Origin of the sequence: Salinicola endophyticus, assembly GCF_003206575.1 — a bacterium.
Lineage (GTDB): Bacteria > Pseudomonadota > Gammaproteobacteria > Pseudomonadales > Halomonadaceae > Salinicola > Salinicola endophyticus.
The window spans coordinates 110,280-135,405 of sequence record NZ_PZJO01000007.1; the positions used below are offsets into that span (position 1 = coordinate 110,280).

A 25,126-nucleotide genomic window follows, 5' to 3' on the forward strand; every position below is an offset into this window, starting at 1 on the left:
GGCATGCTGAACATGACGAGAACGCCCAGCGGCCTGGCTTGGCCCTCACCCGTCACCCCACCCGTCATTCCATCCGTCACTCCATCCGAACCAGGAGAGAGATCATGTCCGACGCTCCGGTTGCCATGATCAGTGGCGCCAATCGCGGTATTGGCGCCAGCATTGCCGACACCCTGCTGGCCGCCGGCTGGCGCGTGAGTCTTGGCTGCCGTACCCCGCCCAGCGAACGTCCGACGCGCGACGACTGGCTGAGCTATCACTACGATGCCCTCGATGCCGCCAGCGGCCAGGCCTGGGTCGATGAAACCCTGCGCACCTTCGGCCGCCTGGATGCCTTGATCAACAACGCCGGTATCCTCAGCCAATCGACGGTACTGGAGGCGAGTGGCGATGAGTTCGACCGCGTGATGGCGGTCAATGCCCGCGCGCCGATGCTGCTCACTCAGCAAGCCTGGCCGCACCTGGTCGCCGCCGAACAGGGCAAGGTGATCTCGATCGTCTCGCTCTCCGGGCTGAGGGTCAGATCCGCCGCTTCCGGTCTCTACGCGATGAGCAAGTTTGCCGCCCAGGCGTTCGTCCACGGCTTGCGCCACTGCACGGCGGAGACCCGTGTCCGCGCCACCGCGATCTGCCCCGGCTTCGTCGCGACCGATATGGCCACCGCCGCCCAGGTCGATGGCGCCAGCGTCACCCAACCCGAGGAGGTCGCCCGCGTGGTACAGATGCTCGTGACGCTGCCGCCCTCTGCCGGCATCGCCACGGTCCCGATCAACTGGCAGATCGAGGACACGATCTGAATTAGCGGCTCATGGGCAAGCTCCACCCGGACGTCAAGGACCCGAGCTTGCCCCCTCGAGCGGTCCGGCCACTTCTCCCACTTTCTCCCACTTTCTCCCACTTCCCCCGCTTCTCCCGCGTCGCGCCTTTCCTCCCCCTTCGATCCTTTCTCCACTGCGCGCCTTCCCTACTGCGCCCCTCCCGCTTTTTCGATTGCCATCGCTTCCCCCCTTCACAGCCGAATCAACCGATGCTATACATCGCAACCAAAGGAACACTATTTAACCATGGTAAAAATAAATCACGCTACCGTTTCGCGCTCGACGCCGTGAGTGGGCTTGGAGCACACCGGTGGCGGCCACCCTGTAAAGCCTCGTTTCGACTCGGAGCCCCGCATGCCTGGAATGACTGATCGACGTTCGACGCTGGTGCGGATCGTGACCTTCACGACGCTGATGATCGCGCTGCCAGCCTTTGCGCAGGATGACACGCCCCACCCGTTCAAGGCGGTGACGACCTTCACGGTGATCGCGGATATGGCCCGGAACGTGGCCGGGGATGCGGCAACCGTCGAGTCGATCACCAAACCGGGCGCCGAGATCCACGACTACTCGCCGACGCCGGGCGACATCATGCGCGCCCAGGGCGCCGATCTGATCCTGTGGAACGGACTCGATCTGGAGCGCTGGTTCGAGAAGTTCTTCCAACATCTCCATGACGTGCCCAGCGCCGTGGTCTCCGACGGCGTCGAGCCGATCAGCATCGCTGCCGGCCCCTACGACGGCAAACCCAACCCGCATGCCTGGATGTCGCCGTCGAGCGCGATGATCTACGTCGATAACATCCGCGATGCCTTCATCCAGCACGATCCGGACAACGCGGACACCTATCGCGCCAATGCGGCCGCCTACCAGCAGCAGATCGAAGCCGCCATCGCGCCGGTCCGCGCGACGTTCGCCGCCATCCCCGAGGAGAAGCGCTGGCTGGTCTCCAGCGAAGGCGCCTTCTCCTATCTGGCCCGGGACTTCGGCCTGAAGGAACGCTATCTATGGCCGATCAACGCCGACCAGCAGGGCACGCCGCAGCAGGTTCGCCAGGTGATCGACACAGTGCGTGCACATGACATCCCCGCCGTCTTCAGCGAGAGCACCGTCTCCGCCAAGCCAGCGCAGCAGGTCGCCCGCGAGACCGGCGCCCGCTACGGTGGCGTGCTCTACGTCGACTCGTTGAGCGCCGCCGATGGCCCGGTACCGACCTACATCGATCTGGTCGAGGTCACCTCCCGAACCATCGCCGATGGTCTGACCGCGGGGCTCAGCCAAGGACAGGCGCAATGACGTCCGCCGACACCCGAGCCTCACAGGTCGCCGAAGCCCGACCATCACAGGTCGCCGCCCCCCGACCATCACAGGTCGCCGACACCCGACCACCGGGGGGCGGCCTTGCCGTCAGGGGGGCCACGGTCACCTACCGCAACGGCCACACCGCGCTGCGCGACGCCAGCTTCGAGATCCCCAACGGCACCATCACCGCGCTGGTCGGGGTCAACGGCTCCGGCAAATCGACGCTGTTCAAGGCGATCATGGGCTTCGTCAAGCTCGCCCGGGGCGAGATTCGCGTGCTCGACATGTCCGTGGATAGCGCCCTGAAGCGCAACCTGATCGCCTATGTCCCCCAGTCCGAGGAGGTCGACTGGCAGTTCCCGGTACTGGTCGAGGACGTGGTGATGATGGGCCGCTACGGCCATATGGGCATGCTCAGAATCCCCAAGCGCCAGGATCGCGAGGCGGTCGAGACGGCACTGGATCGGGTCGACATGCGTGAGTTCCGCCAGCGCCAGATCGGCGAGCTCTCCGGCGGCCAGCGCAAGCGCGTCTTCCTGGCTCGGGCGCTGGCGCAGGATAGCCGGGTGATTCTGCTCGACGAGCCGTTCACCGGGGTCGACGTCAAGACCGAGGATCAGATCATCGCGCTCCTGCGCGAACTGCGCGATGAAGGTCGAGTTATACTGGTCTCCACCCACAACCTGGGCTCGGTACCGGAGTTCTGCGATCGCAGCGTGCTGATCAAGGGCACTGTGCTCGCCCACGGCCCCACGCCCGAGACCTTCACCCAGGAAAATCTGGAACGCGCCTTCGGCGGCGTCCTGCGCCACTTCATGCTCGAACAGAGTGCCGACGACGGCGCGTCACGCCACCCGGTCGGCGTGTTCACCGACGACGAGCGCGCGCTGGTGCTGCACAACGGCATCGCAGCACGCCAGCGCCAGTCGCCGGAGAGGCGCCAGACACCGGAGGAGCGCCAGTCATGAGCGAGCTGCTCCCCTATCTTGGCGAGCCGTTCGGCTATCTTGGCGAGCCGTTCGGCTATCTTGGCGAGCCGTTCGGCTATGGCTACATGCGCAACGCCATGGGGGTCTCGGCGCTGGTGGGCGGCGTCTGCGCCTTTCTCTCCTGCTATCTGATGCTCAAGGGCTGGTCGCTGATCGGCGATGCGCTGTCGCACTCGATCGTGCCGGGCGTGGCCGGGGCCTACATGCTCGGCCTGCCCTTCGCGCTCGGCGCCTTCTTCGCCGGCGGTCTCGCCTCGGCGGCGATGCTGTTTCTCGACCAGCGCAGCAAGCTGAAAGAGGACGTGATCATCGGGCTGATCTTCACCGCCTTCTTCGGTCTGGGGCTGTTCATGGTGTCGCTGGCGCCGGCGGCGGTGAACATTCAGTCGATCGTGCTCGGCAACGTGCTGGCGATCACGCCGAGCGATACCCTCCAGCTCACGATCATCGGCGTCGTCTCGCTCGCGGTGCTGCTGGTCAAGTGGAAGGATCTGCTGGTGACCTTCTTCGATGAGCACCATGCGCGCACGCTCGGACTCAACACCCGCGCGCTCAAGATCACCTTCTTCACGCTGCTCTCGGCGTCCACCGTGGCCGCGCTGCAGACGGTGGGCGCCTTTCTGGTGATCTGCATGGTGGTCACGCCGGGCGCCACGGCGTATCTGCTCACGGACCGTTTTCCACGCCTGCTGGTCATCGCGGTCGCGATAGGGACGCTGACCAGCTTCACCGGCGCCTATATCAGCTACTTCCTCGACGGTGCCACCGGCGGTGTCATCGTCGTGCTGCAGACGCTGATCTTCCTGAGCGCCTTCTTCCTGGCGCCCAAGCACGGCATGCTCGCCGCGCGCCGCCGGGCGTCGCGCACCCTGCACGAGACACAGTCGCTGCCCCGGGAGGAAACCCGATGAGTCTCGGTCAGTGGCTGATCGCCCCGTTCCAGTTCGACTTCATGCTCGACGCCATGATCATCGCCGTGCTGGTGGCGATCCCCATGGCACTGCTCTCCTGCTTTCTGGTGCTGAAAGGCTGGGCATTGATGGGGGATGCGATCTCGCACGCGGTCTTCCCCGGCGTGGTGATCTCTTACCTGATCGGTATACCGCTCGCCGTCGGCGCCTTCGCTGCGGGCATGTTCTGCGCCGTCGCCACGGGCTTTCTCAAGGAGAACAGCCGCATCAAGCAGGATACGGTGATGGGCATCGTCTACTCGGGCATGTTCGGACTGGGGTTGGTGCTCTATGTCGAGATCCAGTCGACGGTGCATCTCGACCATATCCTGTTCGGCAATATTCTCGGCGTGGGGGTGCAGGACATCGTCGAGTCGGCATCGATCGCGCTGGTCACGGCGGGGGTGATCGGGCTGAAGTGGAAGGACTTTCTGCTCCACGCCTTCGACCCGACCCAGGCCCGCGCCGTCGGTCTGCACACCCGCTGGCTGCACTACGGCCTGCTCTGCCTGATCTCGCTGACCATCGTCGGGGCACTCAAGGCCGCCGGTATCATCCTCGCCATCGCGCTGCTGATCGCCCCCGGCGCGGTCGCCTTCCTGCTGACCCGGCGCTTCGGCATCATGCTGATCGTGGCGGTGGCGATGTCGGTATCGGTGGCTTTCCTCGGCGTCTACCTGTCGTTCTTCATCGACAGTGCGCCAGCGCCGACCATCGTGCTGCTCTATACGCTGGTGTTCGTGATCACCTTCGTCCACTCACTGCGCCAGACGGCCAGAAGCGAAGCGATGGTATGACACGAAGCGATGATCTGAGCGGGCGGTTGTCGAAGGCGCGGCCGAATCGCACAACCGCGTCGCATAGCCCCATCGATCATGGCAGGATGCCTGGCATGCCACGCGAGGAGCGCCCCATGACGTCCCACCCCCTGCACCACCGCCGCCACTGGGTCTTCGACATGGATGGCACGCTCACCGTCGGCGTACACGACTTCCCGGCGATCCGGCGCGAACTGGAGATTCCCGAAAGCGCCGATATCCTGCACCACCTGGAGACCCTGCCCAGGGCCGAGCGCGACGCCAAGCACGCCTGGCTGCTGGAGCACGAGCGCGCGCTGGCGATGCGCTCGACCGCCGCCAGCGGCGCGGTCGAGCTGATCCTGGCGCTGACCCAGCGCGGCTGCCGGCTGGGCATCCTGACGCGCAACGCCAAGGAGCTGGCGCATATCACCCTGGAGGCGATCGGGCTGGACGCGTGCTTCGCCGCCGACGACGTGCTCGGCCGCGACGAGGCGCCGCCCAAGCCCCACCCCGGCGGCCTCGACCACTTCATCCAGCACTGGCAGACCGCCCCCTCGGCGGTGGTGATGGTCGGCGACAGCCCCATGGACATGGCCTGTGGCCGCGCGGCAGGGGCGACCACGATTCTCGTCAACGTGCCCGACAACCCCTGCCCCGAAGCGGTGGACTGGCACTTTCCGGACTGCCAGGCGCTGCTGGCGAAGGTGACGCCGGCTGACCGATAGCGAATCGCGGGTGGCCAAAGCCTGCGGGCTATCACACGCCAAGGGATCGTTTGCTGTCGGCAAGGGTCAGAGTCTTGTTGCCCTATGGGCTAATTTAGTTATGTTATAACGTCAGTCTCGTTACCCATTGTCACCCATCTTTACGAGTCACCGTCATGGATAGAAGGCGCTTCATCACCACGCTTCTGGCCACCTGTCTCCTCCCCAGTACCCGCGCGCTGGCCGCCAACCCGCTCACCCCCTTCACCCTGCAGGAAGACGACGACAGCGCCAGCTTCGTCATCGAGCTCGAGGGCAGCCACGAGCACAAGGTCTTCACCCTGGATAACCCGCCGCGGGTGGTCATCGACCTGCCGCAGGTCTCGCGCATCGCACCGTCGACCGCCCCAAGGCAGCACGCCGGTATCGTCAAGGATGTGCGTACCGGACGTCACGGCGACGGCATTCGCATCGTGCTCGATCTGAAGCGGCTCAAGCAGCCCAAGACCCACGTGCGCGAGTTGGATGCCCACCGCGCCCAGCTGATCGTCAGCATCAACGACCCCGATCCGCTGATGGCGGCGGTCACCGCCGAAGCCGAATCCCACCACCAGCCGCGCAAGGCGATCATCGAGATCGACGCCGGCCATGGCGGCAAGGACCCCGGCTGCATCAGCGCCGACGATCACTACGAGAAGTACGTCGCCCTGGGCGTAGCCGATGCGCTCAAGGCGCGGCTCCACGCGGACCCGCGCTTCGAGCCGTCGCTCACCCGTGACAGCGATATCTTCATCCCGCTGCATCAACGCGTGCTGATGGCCCGCGACCATCACGCCGATCTGTTCATCTCGATCCATGCCGATGCCGCGCCCACCCCCTCGGCCTCGGGGGCCTCGGTCTATATCCTCTCCGAGCACGGCGCCAGTTCGGCGATGGCGCGCTGGCTGGCAGAGAGCCAGAACGCTGCCGACCGCTACGATTCGACCCGCGACAGCAACATCTATTCGGATGACCCCGACGTGCAGTCGGTGCTGATCGACCTGTCGATGCGCGGTACCGACGTCGCCAGCCAGAAGCTGGCCAAGACCACGCTCGGCCATCTCGGCGAGGTGACCCACCTGCATCAGCATCGGGTCAACAAGGCGGCGTTCGCCGTGCTCAAGTCGCCGGACATCCCCTCGATGCTGGTAGAGACCGGGTTCATGTCCAACCGCGCCGACTGCAAGCGCCTGCTGATCAAGTCGCACCAGCAGTCGCTGGCCGAGGCGCTGCACCAGAGCGTGGCCGACTTCTTCGAGGCCAACCCGCTGCCGGCGTGAAGTGCCGGCCACGCCTCTCCGCTATCAGCGCCACCCGGCCACGCCGTCAGCGACGGCGTGGCCGCCCTAAGAGGGTGTTTACAAACCCTCTGACGATGGGCGCCGGAGGCAGGGCAAAGCGAGGGTCCTTTGCCAGGGATGGCAAAGGTAGCGCCCAGGGAGGGGGTCACAGCGCCCTCGCGACGCCCTGCCGCCGGATGAGCCTACATCGTCCAGCGGCTGTGAAAGGCGTTATAAGCTCGTGTTAAGCGAACCGGCGTAGAACACAGACGGTCACCCCGTTGCCGGGCGCCGACAGCATCGGGCAGCGGCTGACAAAAAGATGACCGTTTCGTTACCAATCCCTGCGCACCGCCCGCCTCCGCGGCAGTAGCATGGCGATCTGGTTCTCTCCGCACGACGCTCAAGGACGCCGACGTACCGCTATCATGGAAGCGCTCAACCTTCGCCTGTTCGACTGGCTCAACGCCCCCGCCCACGCCTCCCGGCTGACCCTCGATCTCGCCTACGCGCTGGCGATCTACGCGATCTATCTGGTTCCGCTGCTGATGATCGTCGGCTGGCTGCAGCGCGACCCGGCGCACCAGCGCCTGGCACTGCGCGGCCTGGTGGCCTGCGTCGCGGCGCTCGGCGTCAACAGCGTAATCGGGCTGGTATGGAGTCATCCGCGCCCGTTCATGCTGCCGGTGGGGCACACCTACCTGACGCATGCCGCCGACAGCTCCTTCCCCAGTGACCACATGACGGTGATCACCGCCGCCGCGGTGACCCTGCTGCTGTCGCGGGAGCTGCGCCCGCTGGGCGTGATCTTCGCCGCCATCGGCCTGGGCATCGCCTGGTCGCGGATCTATCTGGGGGTGCACTTTCCCCTGGACATGCTGGGGGCTCTGGCCATCTCGGGCACGGTGGCGCTACTCGCCGCGCGCGGCGAGACCTACTACATGCCCGCGCTGCACAGGCTGGCCCGGGGGATTCACCGGCGATTGCTGGCGCCCTTGATTTCCCGCGGCTGGCTGCCACGCTGACCCAAGCACCAGAGACCAAAGGGCCGGGCAGGTTGCCCGGCCGTGCGTTCGGCGTCGCTGCCAGCGTCTGCGTTCCCCTCAGGCAGCGCTCGAGACCGCCGCCGGACGCCGCCCGGCGAGGCTGACACCGATCAGCGTCAGCGCCGCCAGCGGCATCGCCACCAGCACGCTGTTCCAGCCCATCGGCTTGCCCAGGGCGATCTCCCACACCAGTGTCATCACGCCACCCACGATCATCGCCGACAGCGCCCCGGCCGGGGTCGCCCGCGGCCACAGCAGGGCGGCCAGGAACACCGGCGTGATCGCCGCGCCGTACATGCCGTAGGAGTACATCTGCATCGCCAGCACGCTGGGGAAGAAGGCGCCCAGTATCCAGGCCAGGAGGCCGAGCAGCACCACCGCCAGGCGGTTGAGCAGCAGCGCCTTGCCCGCCGGCACCTGGATCTTGAACAGGCCACCGACGATATCCTGGGTCAGGCTGGCCGAGGCCGACAGCAGGTACGAATTGCCCGTGGTCAGCAGCAGCGCCACGATCGAGGCCAGCAGCAGACCGCCGATCACCGTCGGAACGCCCTGCTGGGCCAGGGTCATCATCGCGGTCGAGGGGGTGATATCGGGATAGAGCACACGGGTTGCGCACACCAGCAGCGTGATCAGCGAGGTGCAAACGATGGAGGCGAGCACCAGCCCCATCGCAGCCTTCTTGGCGGTGGCCGGGTCACGCGCCGCGGCGAAGCGCTGGAACAGGTTCTGATCGCCCAGAATGAGCAGGAACAGCGGCAGGAAGTAGCCCAGCGCCTGCCACGGCGAGAGCCCGCCGAGCAGCGTCTGGTGGGTCGCCGGCAGCGCCTCGAACAGGCCGTCGAGGCCGCCCAGCCGGGTCAGCACCAGCGGCAGCGCGATCAGCATGCTGCCGAAGATGATCACCGCGCTCAGGTAGTCGGTGTAGGCCACCGAGACCAGCCCACCCATGGTCGCCAGACCGATCATCACCAGCGCCGCGATCACCACGCCCTGCCACACCGGCAGGCCGAACACCAGATTGAGCGCCTGGCCCGCCCCGGTGAACTGATACGAGACGATGCCGACATAGGCGAGCAGGATGATCAGCGAGGCGATCGAGCGCGCCACCGGGCCGAAGCGCGTCTCGATCAGTGCCGGAATGGTGGTGGCACGCGAGCGACGCATCTTGCGCGCCAGCAGGAAGTAGACCACCAGGGCGGCGATCGGCGTGCCGGCGAAGAAGAAGATCGCCGCCCCCGGCCCGTGCTGGAACACGAAGCTGGCACCGCCGACGATCGAGCCGGAGCCGACGAAGGTCGCCAGCAGCGTCGCGGTGAGCACCAGGGTCGAGAGCGAGCGTCCGGCGACGATGAAGTCGGTATCGTCGTGGACCTTGCGCCGCGAGAAGTAGAGCCCCACGGCGACCATCAGCAGCAGATAGGCGATGACGAAGAGTGCATGCATGGTGCAGGCCTCCGATTGTGGTTGTTATGGATCGTGGTTGTTATGGATCGTGGTTGTGACGAATCGTGGTCGTGATGGATCGCAGGGGTTATGGATCGTGCTCGATGTCCCGTTGCCGGTCGTGGATGACCGGCGCCAGCGCTCTCAGCGCGTCAGGCGGTCCTTGATCAGGCGCCCGCCCTGCATGATCAGCGCCAGGTGATCGCCCTGGCCGGTCAGCAGCTGCATATCCTCCAGCGGATTGCCGTCGACCACGATCAGGTCGGCGTAGGCCCCCGGCGCGATACAGCCGACCTCACCCTCCATGCGCAGCAGCTTGGCCGCGGTGGCGGTGGCGCTGCGGATCACCTCGTGGGGCGGCAGCACCTGGGCCCGGATCACGAACTCGTCGGACTGGTGCGGATGCATCTCGCCGAGCAGATCAGTGCCGTAGGCCATCTCCAGCCCCGCCTCGCGCATGGTCACCAGACTCTCCAGCCCGGCCAGGCGCACGTCGTCGATCTTGGCCACCGACTCCGGCTTGAGCCCGTACTCGGCGCCCTCGAGCTTGAGCCGCTCATAGGTCACCAGGGTCGGACACGCCATCGCCCCGCGTTCGGCGGCAACACGCGCGGTCTCCGCAGTGATCAGATTGCAGTGCTCGAGCGAACGCACCCCCGCTTCGACCGCGCGCCGGATCGCCTCGTCGGTGTAGAGATGGGCACTGACATAGGTCTGGGCGTTGCTCGCCTCCTCGACGATGGTCTCGAGCTCGGCGCGCGAGAAACTGAGAAAGTCGATCGGGTCGCTGGGCGACGAGACCCCCCCGTTGGCCATCACCTTGATGAACTGGGCGCCGCCCTTGATCTCCTGACGTACCGCACGACGTACCGCTTCGACGCCGTCGCAGATACGCCCCATCGAGCCGAGCCGGCGGGTCTGGTACTGGTCGTCACGCTCGTCGAAAAAGCCGCGGTAGTCGTTGTGGCCGCCGGTCTGCGACAGCGCCTTGCCGCAGATCACCAGGCGCGGACCGACGAAGTACCCTTCCGCCACCGCCTGCTGGATGGCGCGGTCGGCGCCGCCGACGTCGCGCACCGTGGTGAAGCCGCGTTCGAGCATGCCTTTCAGGATCGGCGTGGCGCGCGCCGCGACCAGCGCATCGGGCAGCAGCGCATTGGCACCGAGGTCGGCGGTGGTGGCGATCACGTGGACGTGGCAGTCGATCAGCCCCGGCATCAGGGTGCGTCCGCCGAGATCGACCACCTCGGCGTGGGGGGCGTCGATCGGCGTCTCGGCGACCTGGACGATGCGCGCGCCCTCGATCAGTACCTCGAGGCCATCACGGGGTTCGGCGGTGCTGCCGTCGACCAGACGGAAGTTCTTGAGCAGACGGGCGGGGGGCGTGCGTTCGGTCATGATTGGGCTCTTATGGGGACGAGAACGCCTTGAGCCTAATCAGCGCGGGAAGGGCCTGAAAAGCGACAAAAACGCATGTCAGCATGCGGTCGGCGCATCGTTCAGCCCACGCCGTGGTCGCCTCCCGGACCCGCGGCCAGCGGTTCATTGGGCGCCATCTCCAGCAGCCAGCGCTTGAAGCAGCGGGTGGCGTAGTTCTCGCGGCGCTCCTCCGGGGTGATCAGGAAATAGCCGCCACCGTGGCTGGCCCAGTGGTCGGAGGCCCACACCAGGCGCCCGCGGTGGATCTGGCTATCGATCACATGACGCCAGCCGAGCACGACGCCCTGCGCCAGGCTCGCCATCTCCACCAGCGTCGGATAGTGGTTGCACACCAAGGTGTTGGAGAGCGCAGGGCTGGTCAGACGGTGGTAGCGAAACCAGTCTTGCCAGGAGATCCACAGGCTCTGGGCATCCTCGAGCATCAGCAGCGTCTCGTGCTGCAGCTGGGCCGGGCTCAGGCGCTCATCCTCGCCCAGCGCGTAGCGCTCGCGACAGGCGGCGAGATAGCCCGGGGCACAGGCGGTATAGACCTGCTCGGGAATCACGAAGGTAGTGGCAAAGCCCGGCAGCGTGGGGCTCTTCAGGTAGTAGAGCCCGATGTCGAACTCGAACGAGGAGAGCGACGTGACACCATCGCGCACGATCAGGCGCAGCTTGATATCGGGATGGGCGCGCCGGAACAGGCTCAGCCGCGGCGCCATCCAGAACTGCGCCACGCCGGCGGTACAGGCGAGCGTCAGCTCGTTCTCGCCGGTGCTCTTCATCACCTCGGCGGTGGCCTGGACACAGTCGTCGAGGATCGCCCGCACCTGCAGTGCATAGGCCTCTCCGGCCCGGGTCAGGGTCAGCCGCCGCTGCTGGCGCACGAACAGCTTGCGCCCCAGGAACGTTTCCAGATGAACCACCTGGCGGCTCACCGCGCTCTGCGACAGATTGAGCTCCCCCGCGGCGCGGGTAAAACTCATGTGGCGCACCGCCGATTCGAAGGCGACCAGCGAGTTGAGCGGCGGCAGCGGGTACATGCGCATGGGAAGCTCCGGCAAGGCGACGAAGAGAGAGCCAGGATACGTGATCCCGCCGCCGCGAACGCCCCTCGCGGATCACGGGGCGTGGATGGCACCGAGGAGGGGATGCCGTGGTGCGACAATCCACCTCATCCCCCGGCGAGTCGCCGCGGAACTTTTTGGTTACCATCCGAGACGTGTGGGTAACACATGACTTTTCCTGCCCACCGCCATCGCGTGGATGACGATGATCCGACTCACTCGAACCCGCAGCGCCTACCGTCGCCTGGCCGCCAGTCTGGCGCTGTTGGCGATGATGATGCTGTTCCTGGGGCCGCTGATCTCGCAGATCCAGGCGTCGGAGTCGTCTCATTCGTCGATGCGAATGGCGGCGATGCCCGGCATGTCGATGGCGTCCATGCACGCCCGCGATACACCGGAGCGCGCCGTCTTCGCCTGGCACGATCAGTGCGGCTACTGCTCGCTGTGGCAGCACTTCCCCACCGCCCATAGCGACGTTCCCGCCGTTGTCCGCAGCGTCCTCAAGCCCGCCGGTGGTCGTTTCGAATCGCCGCGCCCCGCAGCCTCGAGCGACCACCTGTGGTTCGAAGGCCGCCCCCGCGCCCCACCCGCGTTCTCCTGATTCGCACTCTCATCCTGTTCATCCGGCTTCCGCTTCCGGCGGTGGTGCTGCCCGCCCGTGCGGCCGGATCACACTCGAATCGCATTCAAGGGAACTTCATGTCCACCACTACGAACGGCCCCCGCTGGGGTGCCGCACAGACAGCCGCGCCTGGCCGCAGCCTTCCCCCGCGCCAAGCGTTGGCAGCCGCAGTCACGTTGGCAAGCGCCGCGTTCGCCACGCCGAGCCTGGCGCAGACGATGAGCCACGACCATGACGATCACGTCGCGAGCCATCACGACACACTGGTCGTGACCGCCGTCCCGCTCAGCTCGCCGATCACGGTAGAGACGGACCCACGCCAACCTCGCCAACCCATGCCGGCGAGTGATGGCGCCGACTATCTGAAGACCATTCCGGGCTTCGCCTCGATTCGCAACGGCGGCACCAATGGTGACCCGGTGTTTCGGGGGATGTTCGGCTCGCGGATCAAGATCCTGACCGATGGCAGTGAGATGCTCGGCGCCTGCCCGTTTCGCATGGATGCCCCCACCTCCTATATCTCCCCGGAGGCCTACGACAGCCTGGTCGTGACCAAGGGGCCGCAGTCGGTGCTATGGGGGCCCGGTGCCTCAGCCGCTACCGTGCGCTTCGACCGCGGGCCCGAGTCGTTCGACGCCCCCGGCACGCGGGTCGATGGCAGCGTGATGCTGGGCACCTATGGCCGCTTCGATCGACGCATCGACGCCGCCGCGGGTAACGAAGCGGGCTACGTTCGCCTGATCGGCAACGAATCGGAAGCCAACGACTACAAGGATGGCAACGGCGATACGGTGCCGTCGAAATGGGACAAGTGGAATGGCGATATCGCCCTCGGCCTGACGCCGGACGACGACACCTGGCTGGAGGTCACCGCCGGTCGTGGCAATGGCGAGGCGCGCTACGCCGGTCGTGGCATGGACGGCAGTCGATTCCTGCGGGAGACGGCAGGCGTTCGCTTTGAAAAGCGCAATATCAGTGAACACTGGCGCAAACTCGAACTGCAGGCGAATTACGCCTACGCCGACCACATCATGGACAACTTCACGCTGCGCGATCCTTCAGGCGGCATGGACATGAGCGACGGCATGGCGATGCGGCTGGATCGCCGCACGCGCAGCACCCGCGTCGCCTCGACCTGGGAGTGGAGCGACTTCAGCTGGATCGCCGGGGTCGACGCCCAGCAGCAGATTCATCGCAATCGCGACGGCGACCACTGGGGCAGCGACTACGAACAGATCCAGTACGGCCTGTTCAACCAGCTGACCTGGTACGCCAGCGACCGCGACCGGGTCATCGCCGGCGCACGTCTGGATCGCTACCACGTCGACGACCATAACGACGATACCGCCACCGCGGGCGATACCCGGCGCACGACGCTGCCCAGCGGCTTCGTGCGCTACGAGCAGGATCTCGCCTCGGCGCCGGTCACCTGGTACGCCGGCGTGGGTCACGTGCAGCGCTTCCCGGATTACTGGGAACTCAAGCCCGGGCTCGACGGCCCCGACGGCAGCCCGAACGCCTTCGCCGGTGTCAAACCGGAGAAGACCACGCAGCTCGACGTCGGCGCCCAATACCGTGGCGAACGCACCCGCGCCTGGGTCTCCGGCTATCTTGGCTACGTCGAGGATTTCATCCTCTTCGACTACGACGGGGCCAACACCCAGGTCCGCAACGTCGACGCCAACATTGCCGGGGCGGAACTCGGCGCCGCCTACGATTTCAGCGACAACTGGACCGGCGAAGCGAGCCTGGCCTATGCCTGGGGCCGCAATGCGACCGATGACCAGCCGTTGCCGCAGATTCCCCCGCTGGAGTCGCGCTTCAGCCTCACCTACGAGCGCGATGACTACTCGGTCGGCGCCCTCTGGCGGCTGGTCGCGCCCCAGCATCGAATCGCGCTGAACCAGGGCAATGTCGTCGGCCAGGATCTCGGTGACTCGGCAGGTTTCGGCGTCTTCTCGCTCAATGGCGCCTACCGTTTCAACCCCAACTTCACCCTCAGCAGCGGTATCGACAACGTCTTCGACAACACCTACAGCGAACACCTCAACCTCGCGGGCAACGCCGGTTTCGGGTATCCGGGTAACACTCGGGTCAACGATCCGGGCCGAATGGTCTGGGCCAAGCTAGATTTTCATTTCTGAGGCGGCTTCATCGCCACTCGACATACCACCAGCCGCCCCAGTGGGGGCGGCCACTCAAGGAAACCGACCCATGAAACGTCATATGAATCTACGCCAGTCACTCTCCCTGATCGCGACTCTGGGGGCACTTGCCTTCAGCCATCAAGCGCTCGCGCATGCGCATCTCGAGGCCGCGATCCCCGCCGAGGGCGCGGATGTCACGGCGCCGGAGCGCCTGACGCTCACCTTCACCGAGGGCCTGGAGCTGGCTTTCAGCGGTCTCGAATTGAACGGCAGTGATGGCTCTGCCGTCGAGCTGGGCAAGGCCACCCTGGCAGACGATGGCACGACCCTGACCGCCCCGGTCGAGACCGCGCTCGAGCCCGGCCGTTACCAGGTCACATGGCATGTCCTCTCCGTCGATGGTCACAAGACCGAGGGCGATTACGCGTTCAGCGTGACACCGTGACCGAACCCGGCACGGCGCTGTTGATGAGCCGCTTCGCGTTCGACGCGGCGGCTCTATTTCTGTGGGGGTCCAGCGCCTATCTGTTGTCGATGCCTCCCTCCGAGCTGCGCGACTGGCTCTGGCAACGCTTGAGTGGCGCACGCTGGTGCGCCATCGGCACGGCCACGGTCGTGACGCTCGCCAGCCTGCCGCTGCGTACCGCCGAGCTGTCGGGCAGCTGGTCCGCGATGCGAGATACGGCACTGCTGGCGCGGGTCGCCACGCAAACCACCCTCGGCAGCGCCTGGCTCTGCCAGATGATCGCGGTGGCGCTGCTGCTCGCCACCTCGCTACCGCCTCGCCGCTGCCGCGCGCCGGCGGTGGCATTGAGCAGTGCGCTGATGCTGGGCAGCCTGACGCTATCGGGGCACGCGGCGATGCACGCCGGCGCGCTCGGCTGGCTGCACCAGGGCAATGACTGGCTGCATCTGCTGGCCGGCGGTTTCTGGTTCGGCGCGTTACTGCCGGTCTTGCTGCTGCTGGGCCAGCTTGGCACTCGCGGCGCCCAGAGGCCCGCCGCCCTGGCGCTGACCCGCTTCTCGCAGTGGGGGCATGTCGCGGTGGCCATGGTCCTGCTGTCGGGGGCGGTGAATACCGGGCTGATCGTCGGTGACTGGCCCGACGACTGGTCGATGACCTACCAACGACTGCTGGGCATCAAGGTGGCCCTGGTCCTCGTCATGGTGCTGGTGGCGCTCTACAACCGCTATCGCCTGGTCCCTCGGCTCGCCGCCACGCCCGGCGCACTGATCCGGCTGAAGCGTGCCACGCTGCTCGAACTGACCGTGGCGACGGCGGTCATTGCCCTGGTGGCGGCCTTCGGCATGATGCAGCCCCGCTGAGGCGACGAAGCGGCTCAGGAGACGTGATCCCGCCGCCGGGGGAGCGAGTCTTGATCGCGAATGAAGTCGATGAAGGCGCGCAGGGGGGCAGGTACCAGCCGGCGATCCGAGTAGTAGAGATAAGGGCCGGGGAAGCGTAGCCACCAGGGCTCGAGAACCGCGACCAGCTCACCGCTGGCCAGGTACGGTTGGAGCCACTGCTCGAACAGCATGATCAGGCCGACGCCTTGCAACGCCGCCTCGACGCCAAGATCCACACCGCCGCCGATGCTGATCGTCAAAGGGCCGGTGGGCTCGATGCGAATCGCCTCCTCGCCGCGCTCGAACTCCCATGCCGGCCGGTTGCCGTTGGTGAAACGGCCACGGATACAGGCATGCTGCAGCAGCTCGCGGGGATGCGTGGGGGTGCCATGACGCGCCAGGTAATCGGGCGAGGCGGCCAGCGCAAAACGCTGCTCGCGCGGGCCGATGGGCACGGCGATCATGTCCTGCTCGAGCAGTTCGTCGTAGCGGATGCCAGCATCGAAGCCCGCCGCCAGCGTATCCGTCGCCGCACTGTCGGCGGTGACCTCCACGCGGATCTCCGGGTAGGCCTTGAGGAAATCGGGCAGGATCGATGGCAGGATCAGCCGCGCCGCACTGACCGGGACATTGAGGCGTAGCGTGCCGGCGGGGCGATCCCGAAAGCCGTTGATCGCATCCAGCGCGTTTTCGACCTCCTCGACCGCTGGCGCCAGCCGCGCGACCAGGGCAGCGCCGGCCTCGGTCAGCGTCACCGCCCGCGTGGTGCGATGAAACAGCCGAATGCCCAGCGCCGTCTCGGCACGCCGCACCGCATCGCTCAAGCGCGACGCACTGCTACCGCTCAGCCGCGCCGCTTCCCGAAACCCCTTGGCTCTGGCCACGGCCAGCACGACCTGAAGATCACCGAGATCGGCACTCATTGTGCATTTCTCCGCACACCTTGTATGGATTGAGGACAATAGTCGCACAGCACTGACGCGCCTACCATGAGGGGACATCGGGGCATCTGACGCCCCGACCTCGACACAGGAGTGAACGCATGTCCCTCATCGACAAGGCTGGCACCTACCCACTCGGCAACCGACGGGTCAAACGACTGGGCTATGGGGCGATGCAGCTCGCCGGCCCCGGCGTGTTCGGTCCGCCCAAGGATCCGGCGCGGGCGTTGCAGGTCCTCGAGGCGGCCATCGCCGCCGGTATCGACCACATCGACACCTCGGATTTCTACGGCCCGCACATCACCAATCAGCTCATCAAGCAGGCATTGCACCCCTATCCGAGCGATCTCTGCCTCGTCACCAAGGTCAGTGCCCGGCGCGATGACACCGGCGCCTGGCTGCCCGCCCTCTCGCCCACCGAGCTGACCCAGGCTGTGGAAGACAACCTGCGCAATCTGGGGCTCGAGCAGATGGAGGTCGTCAACCTGCGCAGCATGCTGGATGTGCATGGGCCGGCGGAGGGCTCGCTGGAGGCCCCGATGACGACACTGGCGGAACTTCGCGAGCGCGGCCTGATCAAGCATATCGGCCTGAGCAATGTCACGCCGACCCAGGTGGCCGACGGACAGAAGATCGTGCCCATCGTCTGCGTGCAGAACCAGTTCAACCTGGCCAACCGCGCCGACGATGCGCTGATCGATCAGCTGGCCGCGGAGGGCATTCCCTACGTGCCGTTCTTCCCGCTGGGCGGATTCACCCCACTCCAGTCGCAGACGCTCACCGAGGTCGCGGCGACGCTCGACGCCACCCCGATGCAGGTAGCACTGGCCTGGCTGCTGGCTCGCTCACCCAACATCCTGCTGATCCCCGGGACTTCGTCTCTCGATCATCTGCAGCAGAATATCCAGGCGGCAGCGCTGGAGATTCCCGCGGCGCAGATGGCACGGCTGGACCGCATCGGCGACTGATTCATCGGTTCGCCCGTGAGACCCTCATGGCGGCGTCACGCGGTAACCGAAGGGTGTACCCATCGGCTCGAACGATATGTTATAAAATAACATTTCCAACCGTCGACGAGCACTCATGAATCTCACCGTACCGCCGCTACCGGATGTCGCCGCTGGGCGCGAACCGGAACCGTCCCAGGGCGCGCCATACCGAGCCCTGCAACGTGTCGGCATGCAGGGCATCGCCACCCGCCTGCAATGGGCGGACGGCGCTCGACTGCCGGCCACCGCCGATGTCAGTGTCGATCTCGCGACGGGCCAGCGCGGTATCCACATGTCGCGCCTCTACCGCCTGCTCGACCGTCTGGACGAATCGCCAGTGACGCCGGAGCGGCTGGACGCCCTGGGCCACGCCCTGCTGGATAGCCAGCAGGACACCAGCCAGCGCCTCTACCTGGCGCTGCGCTTCGCGCTGCCGCTGCGCCGCCGTGCCCTGCTCAGTGACGCCAGCGGCTGGCGTCACTACCCGCTCACGCTGACCCTCGAGGGCAGCCACGAGGGGCTGACCCAGACCCTGACACTCGAACTCGACTACTCATCCACCTGCCCCTGCTCGACCGCGCTGGCCCGCCACGCCATGTCCCGCGACTGGCGCCACTGGGCCGAAGAGCAGAACACCGAGACCCTCGACGCCGAGGCGGTGGCCGAGTGGATCGAGCACAGCGGCAGCTTCCCCACGCCCCACAGCCAGCGCAGCCGGGCGGTGATCGCCCTGCGTCTGACCGCAGATGCCGCCTACGCCCCGGAGGCACGCCTGGACGCCTTCGAACAGACCCTGCAGACGCCGGTGCAGACCCTGGTCAAGCGTGTCGATGAGCAGGCCTTCGCCGAACGCAACGGCGCCAATCTGATGTTCTGCGAGGATGCCGCGCGGCGGCTGGCGGCGCAGTGCGAGGCCCAGGCCGGCGTCGCCGGCTACCGCGTCGACATCACCCACGCCGAGAGTCTGCACGCCCACGACGCAGTGGCCCGGGCCGAGCGCGACTTCGAGGTGCGCTGAGACGTGCCGCCGGCGTGCCCTGCCCGGCCCTCGCCCGCGTCCATTCGTCGAAGCTAGCCGATGGTCTGACGGTCGCCACGCCGCTGCCCCCATAGAGTGTGATCAGACAACCTGTTCACGCAGACGCTGCCTCCGACCCGCGCCATGGCGCGGGCGAAAGGGCGCACGCAGCGGGGTAAGCCATGAGTCGTTATCAGGACGAGTACCGAGCCTCCCTCGAGGACCCGGAAACCTTCTGGATGCGCCAGGCCCGGCACATTCCCTGGTCCACCCCGCCGACCCGGGCGCTCGAGGTCGATGCCGGCGGCCATGCGCGCTGGTTCGGTGATGGCGAGCTCAACCTGTGTCACGCCGCTCTCGATCATCATATCGAGCAGGGCCACGGCGAGCGCATTGCGCTCTACTGGGACTCACCGCTCAGCGGCCAGCAACGCCGCTACACCTACCGGGAGCTGCGCGATGCCACCGCCCGCTGCGCCGGCGCCCTGCGCGAGCTGGGTGTGGCGCCGGGTGAGCGCGTGGTGATCTACCTGCCGATGGTGCCGGAAGCGCTGATCGCGATGCTCGCCTGCGCGCGTCTCGGCGCCATCCACTCGGTGGTGTTCGGCGGCTTCGCCGCGCGCGAACTGGCAGCGCGGATCGAGGACGCCAAGCCCAGGGTGGTAGTGGCGGCCTCCTGCGGGCTCGAACCCGGTCGCGTGGTGGCCTATCAGCCGATCGTGCGCGAAGCGCTGTCGCGCAGCGCCCATGCGGTGGACCACTGCGTCTATCTGCAGCGCGACGCCTGCCGCGTCGAGCTCGGCCCCGGCGAGGTCGAGTGGGAGACGCTGATGGCCGCCGCCGAGCCCGCCGCCTGCGTTCCGGTCAAGGCCACCGACCCGCTCTACATCCTCTACACCTCCGGCACCACCGGCCGTCCCAAGGGCGTGGTCCGCGATACCGGCGGCTACGCCGTGGCGCTGCACTACTCGATGGAGACGATCTACGACATCGCCCCGGGTGAGGTGTTCTTCTCCGCCTCCGATGTGGGCTGGGTGGTGGGCCACTCCTACATCGTCTATGGCCCGCTGCTGCGCGGCGCCAGCACGGTGGTCTACGAGGGCAAGCCGGTACGCACCCCCGATGCCGGTGCCTTCTGGCGGGTGATCGAAGAGTACCGAGTGAAGAGCTTCTTCACCGCCCCGACGGCCTTCCGTGCGATCAAGAAGGAGGACCCCGACGCGCGGCTGAAAGAGGGCTACGACCTCTCCAGCCTGCGCTCGCTGTTTCTGGCCGGGGAGCGTCTCGACCCGCCCACCTACCACTGGCTCAAGGCGCATCTCGACGTGCCCGTCGTCGACCACTGGTGGCAGACCGAGACCGGCTGGGCGATCGCCGCCAATCCGCTGGGGCTCGACCCGGTGCCCACCCGCGCCGGCTCCGCCACCTTTCCGGTGCCGGGCTACGATGTGCGCATCCTCGACCGCCACGGCGAGGAGGTGGGTGCGCTGACCGAGGGCAGCGTGGTGATCAAGCAGCCGCTGCCGCCGGGCTGCCTCGCCGGTATCTGGGGCGACCCCGAGCGCCTGCACTCGGCCTATCTGGCGACCTACCCGGGCTACTACCTCACCGGCGACGGCGGCTATATCGACGACGAGGGCTATCTGTTCGTGATGGGGCGTACCGACGACGTGATCAACGTCGCCGGCCACCGGCTCTCCACCGGTGAGATGGAGGAGGTGCTGGGGTCTCACCCGGCGGTGGCCGAGTGCGCGGTGATCGGCGCCCAGGATACGCTCAAGGGCCAGCAGCCGGTGGGGCTGGTGATCCCCAAGGATGGCTTCGACGGCGACGACGCGACGCTGGCGCAGGAACTCGTCGCCCTGGTGCGGGAACGGATCGGCCCGGTGGCGAGCTTCAAGCAGGTGCGGGTGGTGGCGCGTCTGCCCAAGACCCGCTCGGGCAAGATCCTGCGCCGCGCGCTGCGCCAGATCGCCGACGGCGAGACCTTCGACGTGCCCGCCACCATCGACGATCCGACCAGCCTGGAGGATGCCCGCGAGGCGATTGCCAATCTGCGCGGAAGCGAGGCCACGGAGAAGGACGATTGAGCCGGCTCGCCGTTCAGGACGACGCCGACTGAGGTCCGAAAAGCGTGTTGAGCGGCAGGTGGGACTTCGAGAAAGGTGACTTGATGACCACGTAGTTGAAGTACTTCTCGATCCCCACGTCCTGTTCGACCAGCCCTTCGATGAGCGCCTGGTACTCGGCGATGCCACGCGTCACGAACTTGAGCAGATAGTCGAACCCGCCCGACATCAGATGGCACTCCAGGCAGTCGTCGATCTTCTCGACCGCCTGCTGAAAACGGTCGAAGTCGATCTGCCGATGATGGGAGAGCGTCACCTCGGTGAATACCGTCAATATCTCGTCGAATTTCGCCAGGTCGATCAGCGCCGAATAGCCGGTAATGTAGCCCGCCGCCTGCAGCTTCTTGACCCGCATCAGGCAGGGACTGGGCGATAAATGAACCAGTTCGGCCAGCTCGACGTTGGGGATGCGGCCATTTTTCTGCAGCTCGGTCAGGATCCTCAGATCGGTACGATCCAGCTTCATTCTTGTCTCCCCAAAAGTCGGCTATCTCGCGGCGGGGCCTTGATGACATGCGCTGACGGGCCCGGCGTATCGATGTCGATTCGCGCCGCTGCCTGACACGACCGGGCAAAAGATTCACGCCCGTAACTTGCCCCCCGGGTCACGATATTGAAAACTGCAGAGCGATGGAAATACCACCCGCCAGGCGGCACAGGCGTGCCACCCGCACCGCGGCGACACCAACGGGAGGCGGCCAAAGGCCCGTTCACACTGTACGCCGCAACCCGCAGGGAAGGGCCCTGGATTAGACTCATGACATCACCCAAACTCGATCGCCTCGATGTCGCCATCCTCACCGAGCTGCAGCGCGACGGACGCATCACCAATGCCCAGCTCGCGGATCGTGTGGGGCTGTCGCCCTCCCCCTGTCTGTCCCGGGTCAAGCGGCTGCAGCAGGCTGGCTACATCGAGAGCTACCATGCGCGTCTCAATCTGGCCCGGCTCGGCCCGTCGATGACCCTGTTCGTGGAGATTACGCTGAGCAACCACCGTCGCGACAGCTTCCAGCGCTTCGAGGCGGCCATGGCGGACACCCCCGAGGTGATGGAGTGCCACCTGGTCTCCGGCGGTTACGACTATCTGCTGCGCATGCTCGTGCCGCGACTCTCCGAGTTCCAGCGGCTGATGGAGCGATGGTTGGCGCAGGACGTGGGGATCGCGCGCTACTTCAGCTACGTGGTGATGAAGACGCCGCTGCACCGAGCCGAAGTCCCGCTGGGCCCGTTGACCGGGGACGATAACCACGGCGAAACGTGACGCCTGGACGCCCTCAACCGAGCGTATGCGCGGCCAGGCCGAAGGTACGGACCGACCCGTCACCGCCTCTCTGCTTGCCCAGGCGCATCTGGGTGACGGTGTCGAAGGCGTCGAGCCCCGCAGCGTCGAGAAACGCGAAGAACGTCGGGCTGTCACAGGCGGTATCGATACGCAGGAACTGCCCCCGGTGGCGGGTGACGAGCGGCGCGATCAGCGCCATCGCCATCGCTTCGTCCTCCGCCACCACCGGGCCTATCACGCGCCCGCGGCCGAAGTCGCGAATCAGCGCGAACCCCGCCGGCACGCCGTCGCGAAGAGCCACCGTGCCCTCGCTGACGGCGAAGAGCGCCTCCAGCACCGCGCGGCGCTCGGCCCCGAAAGCCACCTGATCGAGCGCTGGCAGCGCCGCCAGATCCGACGCCTGCAGCGTACGTACCGGGCACGTCGGCCCGCCCTCGGGCAGCGGCCCCTCGCCCACCATGCCCTGGCGCTGATGGACCGTCGCCACCGGCACGAAGCCGGCACTTTCATACAGGCGGTAGGCCGCTCGCGTCGCGTTCAAGCGCAGATCGCGGCCGCCGCAATCCGCCAGGATCCGATCCAGCAGCCAGCGCCCCGCCCCGAAGGTCTGGAGCCTCGGGGCGGTGATCATCATGCCGAGCATGGCGAAATCCTCGCCCATCTCGAAGTACATGCCGGAAGCCAGCACGCGCTCGATCTCGTCCAGCGCCAGATACCCCCGTCCCAGCGACATCAGCAGCCTCAGATCCCGGCTCCGGTGGGGCCAGGCAACACTGACGGCGAGCTGATGGAGATGGTGGAGATCACCGCTCTCCAGCGGCCGGGCCGCACTCACGAATGCATCCACTCTCTGTGTCGTGGCAATATCGGTAGGGTTCATGCCTCCTCCTGGAATACCCGGTCCGAGGAAACGATGTCCGTGGACGCCTTCGGGCCCGATGCCCGCGGCAGGTCATCGCCATCGCTCATATCGAAACAGTCTAACGGCGGCCCTTCCCGGCCACCGCACCTTTTCGCCACCCTCTGCCGTTCCGCCACCTGCGCCACCCCGGCGCAGTGGCATCTGCGCTGAAGTCTGTCAATTCGGCAGAGAGCACCGCCGGCGCGGCTACTGAATCATGCCCTCTGCCCCGGCGAGGTTCAGGCCGGGGTCCCCTCCGCCATGGCCAGCGGGTGGTGCTCCAGCCAGCCGGGGCGCAGCTCTGGTACCGAGCCGATCAGCTTGCGCGTGTAGTCATGGCGCGGTGCCTCGAGTACCGTCTCGCAGCTCCCGAACTCCACGCACTCACCGTGGTAGAGCACCATGACGTCGTCGCACAGCGCGCGCACCGTCGAGATATCGTGGCTGATGAACAGATAGGCGACGCCCAGCTCCTGACGCAGCTCCGCCAGCAGTTCGAGAATCGCCGCACCGACCACGGTGTCCAGGGCCGAGGTCACCTCGTCGCAGAGAATCAGATCCGGCTTGGCCGCCAGGCAGCGCGCGAGATTGACGCGCTGCTTCTGCCCCCCGGAGAGCTCGCCGGGCTTGCGCTCCAGCAGGCTGGTAGGCAGCTTGACCAGTGCCATGAGTTCATCGATGCGCCGCCGCCGCTCGGCGCGGTCCAGATGGAAATAGGTCTCCAGCGGCCGGCCGAGGAGTCGGCGTACCGAATGGGCCGGATTGAGCGCGTTGTCGGCACTCTGGAAGGCCATCTGGATGCGCCGGAACTGATCCGGCGTGCGCCCGCGCAGGGTCGGTGGCAGTGGCGTGCCATCGAACTGAACGCTGCCATGGCAGGGGGCGATCAGCCCGGCGATCGCTCGGGCCAGGGTCGATTTACCGGAGCCCGACTCACCGATGACGCCGATGGAGCGACCCGCGGAGAGCGTGAGATCGATCCCGCGCAGCACCTTGTCCGAGGGCTCGCCGTCACGGTTCAGCTTGCCGTAGCCCACATCGAGCTGCGCGATCTCCAGCAGCGGCTGCCCCGTGGCGACCGGCATCGAGTCGGCCAGGCGCACCGGCCGAGTCGCCGCCAGCAGGCTCCGGGTGTAGGCATGCCGCGGCCGCTCGAGAATCTCCTCGATCCGGCCCTGCTCCTGCTCGCAGCCCCCATTGAGCACCAGCACCTGGTCGGCCATCTGGGCGACCACGGCGAGATCGTGGGAGACGTAGATCGCCGTCGTGCCGCGCTCACGCATGACCCGCTTGAACGCGAGCAGCACCTCGACCTGGGTGGTCACGTCCAGCGCCGTGGTCGGCTCGTCCAGAATCACCAGGGCCGGATCGGTGAGCAGCGCCATCGCCGCCATCACGCGCTGCAACTGCCCGCCCGAGACCTGATGGGGGTAGCGCTCGCCGATATGCTCGGGGTCGGGCAGCGCCAGATCCCGGAACAGACCGATGGCCTTGTCCCGGGCGCTGCGGCGATCCATCACCTGGTGCAGCAGCGCCGCCTCGATCACCTGATCCATCAGCGAACGCGAGGGGTTGAACGCCGCCGCCGCGCTCTGGGCGATATAGGCCACGCGGTGTCCGCGCAGGGCCCTTGTTGCCACCGGCGAGAGCGACAGCACCTCGGTCTCGCCCAGGCGCACGCTGCCCCCGGCGATTCGGCATCCGCGTCTGGCGTACCCCAGCATGGCCAGGGCGATGGTGGTCTTGCCCGACCCGGACTCGCCGATCAGCGCCAGCACTTCGCCCGGTGCGAGCGAGAAACCGATCCGGCTGACGATGCTGCGTTCTTCCCCGCCGTCGGGGGTGGCGACGATCTCGAGGTCGCGCACGATGAGCGATTCACCTTGCATG

The 25,126-nt window shown here is 66.8% G+C and carries 23 protein-coding genes; 16 read left to right on the forward strand and 7 right to left on the reverse strand.

Features of this window, described 5'->3' with window-relative positions; translation table 11 throughout:
* The first annotated feature begins 104 nt into the window (after positions 1 to 104).
* The 8 genes from DOM66_RS15450 to DOM66_RS15485 all read left to right on the forward strand — a co-directional run bounded on the left by DOM66_RS15450 (position 105) and on the right by DOM66_RS15485 (position 7,907).
* Positions 105 to 797 (forward strand): SDR family NAD(P)-dependent oxidoreductase, encoded by a 693-nt coding sequence (locus tag DOM66_RS15450; protein WP_188115199.1) that lies wholly within the window; start codon positions 105 to 107, stop codon positions 795 to 797.
* Positions 798 to 1,172: 375 nt separating this feature from the next.
* Positions 1,173 to 2,114 (forward strand): metal ABC transporter substrate-binding protein, encoded by a 942-nt coding sequence (locus DOM66_RS15455; RefSeq protein ID WP_280951268.1) that lies wholly within the window; start codon positions 1,173 to 1,175, stop codon positions 2,112 to 2,114.
* Complete coding sequence (locus DOM66_RS15460; protein WP_110690790.1) at positions 2,111 to 3,088, forward strand: manganese/iron ABC transporter ATP-binding protein; 978 nt, start codon at positions 2,111 to 2,113, stop codon at positions 3,086 to 3,088. Before DOM66_RS15455 ends, DOM66_RS15460 begins: the two co-directional genes overlap by 4 nt.
* The gene (locus DOM66_RS15465) at positions 3,085 to 4,020 is read left to right on the forward strand and encodes a metal ABC transporter permease (protein WP_110690791.1); all 936 of its coding nucleotides are present in this window, start codon (positions 3,085 to 3,087) and stop codon (positions 4,018 to 4,020) included. The genes DOM66_RS15460 and DOM66_RS15465 overlap by 4 nt, the downstream gene beginning before the upstream one ends.
* The gene (locus DOM66_RS15470) at positions 4,017 to 4,856 is read left to right on the forward strand and encodes a metal ABC transporter permease (RefSeq protein WP_110690792.1); all 840 of its coding nucleotides are present in this window, start codon (positions 4,017 to 4,019) and stop codon (positions 4,854 to 4,856) included. Before DOM66_RS15465 ends, DOM66_RS15470 begins: the two co-directional genes overlap by 4 nt.
* Positions 4,857 to 4,972: 116 nt before the next feature.
* On the forward strand, positions 4,973 to 5,584 hold the full coding sequence (locus DOM66_RS15475) for an HAD family hydrolase (RefSeq protein WP_110690813.1): 612 nt from the start codon (positions 4,973 to 4,975) through the stop codon (positions 5,582 to 5,584).
* A 155-nt stretch (positions 5,585 to 5,739) separates the two neighbouring features.
* A complete protein-coding gene (locus DOM66_RS15480; protein ID WP_110676075.1) occupies positions 5,740 to 6,882 on the forward strand; it encodes an N-acetylmuramoyl-L-alanine amidase in 1,143 nt (380 codons plus the stop codon).
* A 428-nt stretch (positions 6,883 to 7,310) separates the two neighbouring features.
* On the forward strand, positions 7,311 to 7,907 hold the full coding sequence (locus DOM66_RS15485; protein WP_110690793.1) for a phosphatase PAP2 family protein: 597 nt from the start codon (positions 7,311 to 7,313) through the stop codon (positions 7,905 to 7,907).
* A gap of 78 nt (positions 7,908 to 7,985) precedes the next feature.
* Here DOM66_RS15485 and DOM66_RS15490 read toward each other — a convergent pair whose 3' ends face one another.
* The 3 genes from DOM66_RS15490 to DOM66_RS15500 all read right to left on the reverse strand — a co-directional run bounded on the left by DOM66_RS15490 (position 7,986) and on the right by DOM66_RS15500 (position 11,842).
* The gene (locus DOM66_RS15490; protein ID WP_198651799.1) at positions 7,986 to 9,374 is read right to left on the reverse strand and encodes a sodium:solute symporter family protein; all 1,389 of its coding nucleotides are present in this window, start codon (positions 9,372 to 9,374) and stop codon (positions 7,986 to 7,988) included.
* Between the two features lie 144 nt (positions 9,375 to 9,518).
* Positions 9,519 to 10,772 carry a metal-dependent hydrolase family protein gene (locus tag DOM66_RS15495; protein WP_110690794.1) on the reverse strand — a complete coding sequence of 418 codons (1,254 nt, stop codon included), beginning with the start codon at positions 10,770 to 10,772 and terminating at the stop codon, positions 9,519 to 9,521.
* 101 nt (positions 10,773 to 10,873) lie between these two features.
* A complete protein-coding gene (locus DOM66_RS15500; RefSeq protein ID WP_110690795.1) occupies positions 10,874 to 11,842 on the reverse strand; it encodes a LysR substrate-binding domain-containing protein in 969 nt (322 codons plus the stop codon).
* 223 nt (positions 11,843 to 12,065) lie between these two features.
* On the opposite strand from DOM66_RS15500, the gene DOM66_RS15505 reads away from it, so the two are divergent.
* From DOM66_RS15505 to copD, 4 genes are all read left to right on the forward strand, one after another.
* Positions 12,066 to 12,461, forward strand: coding sequence for a DUF2946 domain-containing protein (locus tag DOM66_RS15505; RefSeq protein ID WP_157959069.1), 396 nt, complete (start codon positions 12,066 to 12,068; stop codon positions 12,459 to 12,461).
* 239 nt (positions 12,462 to 12,700) lie between these two features.
* Positions 12,701 to 14,626: a TonB-dependent copper receptor gene (locus DOM66_RS15510; protein WP_110690797.1), complete on the forward strand. Its 1,926-nt coding sequence runs from the start codon at positions 12,701 to 12,703 to the stop codon at positions 14,624 to 14,626.
* A 70-nt stretch (positions 14,627 to 14,696) separates the two neighbouring features.
* Positions 14,697 to 15,074, forward strand: a complete 378-nt coding sequence (gene copC, locus DOM66_RS15515; RefSeq protein WP_223162015.1) for a copper homeostasis periplasmic binding protein CopC — start codon at positions 14,697 to 14,699, stop codon at positions 15,072 to 15,074.
* Positions 15,071 to 15,955 carry a copper homeostasis membrane protein CopD gene (gene copD, locus DOM66_RS15520; RefSeq protein ID WP_157959070.1) on the forward strand — a complete coding sequence of 295 codons (885 nt, stop codon included), beginning with the start codon at positions 15,071 to 15,073 and terminating at the stop codon, positions 15,953 to 15,955. Before copC ends, copD begins: the two co-directional genes overlap by 4 nt.
* 14 nt (positions 15,956 to 15,969) lie before the next feature.
* Here copD and DOM66_RS15525 read toward each other — a convergent pair whose 3' ends face one another.
* Positions 15,970 to 16,899 (reverse strand): LysR family transcriptional regulator, encoded by a 930-nt coding sequence (locus DOM66_RS15525; protein ID WP_106419227.1) that lies wholly within the window; start codon positions 16,897 to 16,899, stop codon positions 15,970 to 15,972.
* 119 nt (positions 16,900 to 17,018) lie between these two features.
* Between DOM66_RS15525 and DOM66_RS15530 the strand changes: the two genes are divergently transcribed.
* From DOM66_RS15530 to DOM66_RS15540, 3 genes are all read left to right on the forward strand, one after another.
* Positions 17,019 to 17,885: an aldo/keto reductase family oxidoreductase gene (locus tag DOM66_RS15530; RefSeq protein ID WP_110690799.1), complete on the forward strand. Its 867-nt coding sequence runs from the start codon at positions 17,019 to 17,021 to the stop codon at positions 17,883 to 17,885.
* 115 nt (positions 17,886 to 18,000) lie between these two features.
* On the forward strand, positions 18,001 to 18,924 hold the full coding sequence (gene folE2 / locus DOM66_RS15535) for a GTP cyclohydrolase FolE2 (RefSeq protein WP_110690800.1): 924 nt from the start codon (positions 18,001 to 18,003) through the stop codon (positions 18,922 to 18,924).
* Positions 18,925 to 19,106: 182 nt separating this feature from the next.
* Positions 19,107 to 21,014 carry a propionyl-CoA synthetase gene (locus tag DOM66_RS15540; protein WP_110690801.1) on the forward strand — a complete coding sequence of 636 codons (1,908 nt, stop codon included), beginning with the start codon at positions 19,107 to 19,109 and terminating at the stop codon, positions 21,012 to 21,014.
* A gap of 13 nt (positions 21,015 to 21,027) precedes the next feature.
* Here the strand turns inward: DOM66_RS15540 and DOM66_RS15545 are convergent, their stop codons facing one another.
* Positions 21,028 to 21,519, reverse strand: a complete 492-nt coding sequence (locus tag DOM66_RS15545) for an Lrp/AsnC family transcriptional regulator (protein ID WP_110676092.1) — start codon at positions 21,517 to 21,519, stop codon at positions 21,028 to 21,030.
* Positions 21,520 to 21,810: 291 nt separating this feature from the next.
* Between DOM66_RS15545 and DOM66_RS15550 the strand changes: the two genes are divergently transcribed.
* Positions 21,811 to 22,314 (forward strand): Lrp/AsnC family transcriptional regulator, encoded by a 504-nt coding sequence (locus tag DOM66_RS15550; protein WP_110690802.1) that lies wholly within the window; start codon positions 21,811 to 21,813, stop codon positions 22,312 to 22,314.
* Positions 22,315 to 22,327: 13 nt separating this feature from the next.
* Here the strand turns inward: DOM66_RS15550 and DOM66_RS15555 are convergent, their stop codons facing one another.
* Positions 22,328 to 23,215: a GNAT family N-acetyltransferase gene (locus tag DOM66_RS15555; RefSeq protein WP_110690803.1), complete on the reverse strand. Its 888-nt coding sequence runs from the start codon at positions 23,213 to 23,215 to the stop codon at positions 22,328 to 22,330.
* 260 nt (positions 23,216 to 23,475) lie between these two features.
* Positions 23,476 to 25,125, reverse strand: coding sequence for an ABC transporter ATP-binding protein (locus DOM66_RS15560; protein WP_110690804.1), 1,650 nt, complete (start codon positions 25,123 to 25,125; stop codon positions 23,476 to 23,478).
* Position 25,126: the final 1 nt, after the last annotated feature.